This window comes from Actinomadura napierensis, from assembly GCF_039529375.1.
GTDB classification, from domain to species: Bacteria; Actinomycetota; Actinomycetes; order Streptosporangiales; family Streptosporangiaceae; genus Spirillospora; species Spirillospora napierensis.
The window spans coordinates 1-4,119 of sequence record NZ_BAAAMR010000043.1 but is presented as its reverse complement, the minus strand read 5'-3'; the positions used below and the strand labels follow the sequence as shown (position 1 = coordinate 4,119).

Genomic DNA, 4,119 nt, shown 5'->3' with positions numbered 1-4,119 from the left:
GCCGTTTCCAGGGCGGCCGTCCTTGAGATCGTCGTTCTGTGGGGCCGTCGCTACTGGGGTCGTCGTGGGTGAGGTTCATGCGGCTTGGGGGGTGGGTTCGGCGGGGGTTTCTTCGGTGTCCGGTGGGGCGGTCAGGGCCCACTGGTCGGCGGCGTCGCGGGCGATCTGGCGGTCCTCGTCGCTGAGGGCGCCGCCGCGCTGGACGGGGCGGAAGTCGGCCGTGCCGCGGCCGAGGTCGTGGCCGACGGTGCTGGCCTCGATCTCGGCGGAGAACCGCCACTGGCCGTCGCGCTCGTACTGGCGGACGCGGAGACGGCCCGTGACCAGGACGGGTGTCCCGCGCCGGAAGTCGGAGGCGTTGACGTTGTCGGCGAGGCCGCGCCAGCAGTTGACGGTCAGGAACATGGTGTCGAGGTCCTGCCAGGAGCCGGTCTCCCGGTCGTAGCGGCGGGGCGTGCAGCCGACGCGCAGGGACAGGAACGGCGTGCCGTTGCTGGTGATGGTGTAGTACGGCTCGGCGGCGGTCCAGCCGATGACGGTGACGTGCGCTTCGTTCACGGGTCCTCCGTTGGTTCTCGTGGCTTACGTGAACCAACGGTGCCCGAGCCGTCGCACTCGGCGACAGCTCCGTGGAAAATGTGGATAACTACGCGGGCGGACGGCCCATCGCGACGTCCACGTCGTTCCGGAAGCCCGCGTACACACGCAGGTCGGTGGCCACGGGCTCGATGACCTTGTCGCGCGCGACCCGCTCGATGCCCTCCCGCATGTGCTCCTCCATCTTGTCGCCGTGCTTGGCGGAGGAGAGCGCGACGAGGTTGCGGCACGCGGACGAGGTGAGCCAGCCCATGCCGAGCGTGCAGACGACGAGGACGGCGACGTACGGGATGAGGCCCGCCTGGCCGATGAAGCCGCCCGGGTCGTCCCCGCCGACCTTGAGCACGCCGTAGGCGACCAGGACGCCGATCCAGATGACGCTGAGCGCGGCGACCAGGACCAGGAAGTACTGCCAGGTCTTGACCAGCCACCACCAGCGCGGCACCTGGTTGAACGTCGGGAGCGCCTCCTTGAGGGACTCGCCGAGCGCCTCGGGGATGTCGGCGGCCTGCGAGCGCGCCGCGGCGCGGACGGACCGGGCCCAGTGAACGGGCAGCTCGCCGGTGATGCCGTCGGTGACCCCGGCGACCGCGTTGTCCACGTCGCCCTGCTGGGCGCCGATGGGGCCGGTGAAGGCGTTGCGGAGCTCCTCGCGCAGCTCGGTGAGGCGCATCCGGCGCAGCGGGTCCGAGCGCAGCCGGGTGATCAGCGCGCTGACGGGCCAGCCGACGAAGTCGGCGGCGCGCAGCTCGTAGGCGCTCTCCATGGCCTCGGCGACGGCGGGCGCGCCCGCGGCGTCGGTGAGGGCCTGGACGAGCTCGGTGCGCCGGTCGTCGTCCACGGTGGTGGGCGGTTCGGCGGCGAAGCGGTGCTCGGCGAAGCGCTCGGCGATCCGGTCGACGTCGGCGGCGAGGCGCTCGCTGCGGGCGCGGCGGGCGGCGACGGTGTCGACGAGGACGTCGCGGAAGCCGTGCACGCCGTCGTCGGCGACGGCGGAGGTGGTGACGATGCGCGGCTCGGCGAGGCCCTCGGCCTCCAGCAGCCGGCGCAGGTCGGCGACGCAGTCGTCGATCTCGTCGGGGGCGAGCCGGTCGACCTGGTTGAGCACGATCAGGGTGACGCCGGTGTGCCGGGCGAACGGGACGATGTAGTTGCGGTGCAGCGCGGCGTCGGCGTACTTCTGCGGGTCGACGACCCAGACCAGCAGGTCGGCGATGGTGACGAACCGGTCGACCTCGGCGCGGTGCATGGCCTGGATGGAGTCGTGGTCGGGCAGGTCCAGCAGAACGAGGCCCTGCAGGGAGCTGTCGGCGCGTTCCAGGTCGAGGGCGCTGGCGCGGGCGTAGCGGTGCCGCTTGTCGACGTCGAGCCAGTCGAGCAGCGGTCCGGCGCCGTCCAGGCCCCACACGCAGGCGTGCGCCTTGGACGTCATCGGGCGGCGCATCCCGGTGGGCGACAGCTCGAGCCCGCAGATCGCGTTGAACAGCGAGGACTTGCCGCTGCCGGTGCCGCCGGCGAGGGTGACGACGGTGTGCTCGCCGGACAGCCGCAGCCGCTGGCCGGCCCGGTCGAGCAGCGCGCCGGCGTCCTCGAGGAGCGGCCGGTCCAGCCGTCCGGTGCCGGCCTGGACCAGCCGGTCCAGGCCGTTGAGGCGGTCGGTGAGGGCGGGGGCGGCGGGCTCGGCGGGCGGCGGTCCGGCCTGCGCGGCCGGGTGCTCGCCGGAGGCGTCCCTCGGGGGGACCGGGATGCCGCCGGGGCTCGTCGGCGAGCCGGCGGGCAGGGCCGAGGTGGTCATCGGGCGACCTCGAGGTTGTAGGTGGCCTGGTACAGCTGGACGGGGACGGTCTCGTCGGGGATGCCGGCGCCGTCGAGCACCTGCCCGAACCGGATCGCCTCCTCGTCGAACAGCATCCCGATGCGGCTGCGCAGGTCGGCGCGGGCCTTGGCGCCCATGCCGCGCAGCGACTCGGCGCCGAACAGCGCCTTGAGCAGCCGCTGCGGCACGGCGCTGTTGCCGCCCTCGACGGCGACGTCGGAGGTGCCGTAGCCGAGCAGGCCGATCATCAGGACGAGCGAGACCGCCTCGGTGTCGAACGAGACGAGCTTGGCGACCGAGCGCTTGGTCACGCCCTCGGTGCGGATCAGCTCCTGGACGTGGTCCTGCCAGGCGCTGACGGCGCGGGTCACGCGGCGCGCCAGTTCCGGGGAGACGTGCCCGATCTCGTCGCCGCGCCCGGCCAGCACCTTCCCGCCGGCCGGGTGGGCGCGCCAGCGGACCACGACCTGCTCGGCGCCGTGCTCGGCGGACGACATGATCAGCGATTCGAGGCCGCTGCGCAGCGCGGCCTTCAGCGCGCGCACACGGGCGGGGCTGCGGCGGCGCCGGCTGGTGCCCCGGCCGCGGCGCGCGCGCTGGACGTGCAGTGCGCGCAGCAGGTCGCCGGTGCCGGCGAAGTCCTGCCAGCGGGCGAGGACCTCGCCGCGCAGCAGCGAGCCGTTGCGGGTGGCCTCGTCGAGTTCGGCGAGGGCGGTGCCGTAGGCGGCCTCGACCTGCTGGGCGAGCTCGGCGCGCTGCTCGACCTGCGCCTCGACCTGCCGGGCCAGCTCGGGGACGCGGGTGCGGAAGCTGTCCAGGACGGCGGCGAGGGTGTCGCTGATGACGATCTCGCGGTCCTCGACGTCGTCGGCGACGCCGACCAACCAGGCGCGGATGTCCTCGATGGTCTCCTCGGGCAGCCGGCTCTCCTCGATCCGGGTCTCGGGGATCGTGAAGCGGCGGGCGTCGCCGACCTCGTGCTCGTCGAGCATCTCGGCGAAGTGCTCGACGACGTCGGAGGCGCCCTGCCCGACCGATCCGGCGCGCCCGCCCGGGCCGTCGCCCTGCGGGACGCGGGAGAGCACGACGCCGATGGTCGCGCCGTTCTCCTTGGCGCGCTGGAGCATCTGCCACACCTGCGCGTCGGCGTAGCGGGCGGCGGTGGTGACGCACAGCCACAGGTCGGCGGCGGCCATCAGCTTGGTGGCGAACTCGTAGTGGTCCTCGAAGACCGAGTCGAAGTCGGGGCTGTCGAGCAGCGCCAGCCCGGGGGGCAGGGCCTCGCTGGCGATGATGACCAGCTGGTCGCCCGCGATGGCGTCGGGAGCCGGGCCGCGGACGCGTCCCATGCCGGGCAGCAGCGGCCCTTCCATGAACCACTGCACGTGGTCGGGGTGGCAGACGAGGATCGGGCTGCTGGTGGTGGGGCGGAGCACGCCGGTCGCGCTCACGCGGGAGCCGACCAGCGTGTTGACCAGGGTGGACTTGCCCGCGCCAGTGGACCCGCCGAGCACCACCAGCAGCGGCGCGCCGGCCGCCTGCAAGCGGGGCAGGACGTAGTCGTCCAGCTGGTTGCGCAGCTCGTCGCGGGCCTCGCGGGCCTCCTGCACGCCGGGCACGTCCAGCAGGAAGTCGAAGGCGCCGAGCTGGTCGCGCAGCGCGGTCAGCGCCCTGACCAGCTCGGCCTGCCGGACCGTGGGCCCCCC

Annotated in this window: 3 protein-coding genes; all 3 read right to left on the bottom strand. The window is 73.7% G+C overall.

Features of this window, described 5'->3' with window-relative positions; genetic code table 11:
- Positions 1 to 75 precede the first annotated feature (75 nt).
- The gene (locus ABD296_RS23595) at positions 76 to 558 is read right to left on the bottom strand and encodes a single-stranded DNA-binding protein (RefSeq protein WP_344270880.1); all 483 of its coding nucleotides are present in this window, start codon (positions 556 to 558) and stop codon (positions 76 to 78) included.
- Positions 559 to 646: 88 nt separating this feature from the next.
- The gene (locus ABD296_RS23590) at positions 647 to 2,392 is read right to left on the bottom strand and encodes a GTPase family protein (RefSeq protein ID WP_344270877.1); all 1,746 of its coding nucleotides are present in this window, start codon (positions 2,390 to 2,392) and stop codon (positions 647 to 649) included.
- Positions 2,389 to 4,119 (bottom strand): AAA family ATPase (locus ABD296_RS23585; RefSeq protein ID WP_344270874.1); only part of this gene is annotated, 1,731 nt, incomplete at its 5' end. The genes ABD296_RS23590 and ABD296_RS23585, both read right to left, overlap by 4 nt.

Bases quoted from the DNA above. Each gene is read 5' to 3' on its own strand.
- ABD296_RS23590 (WP_344270877.1), bottom strand. From the start codon at position 2,392: ATGACCACCTCGGCCCTGCCCGCCGGCTCGCCGACGAGCCCCGGCGGC.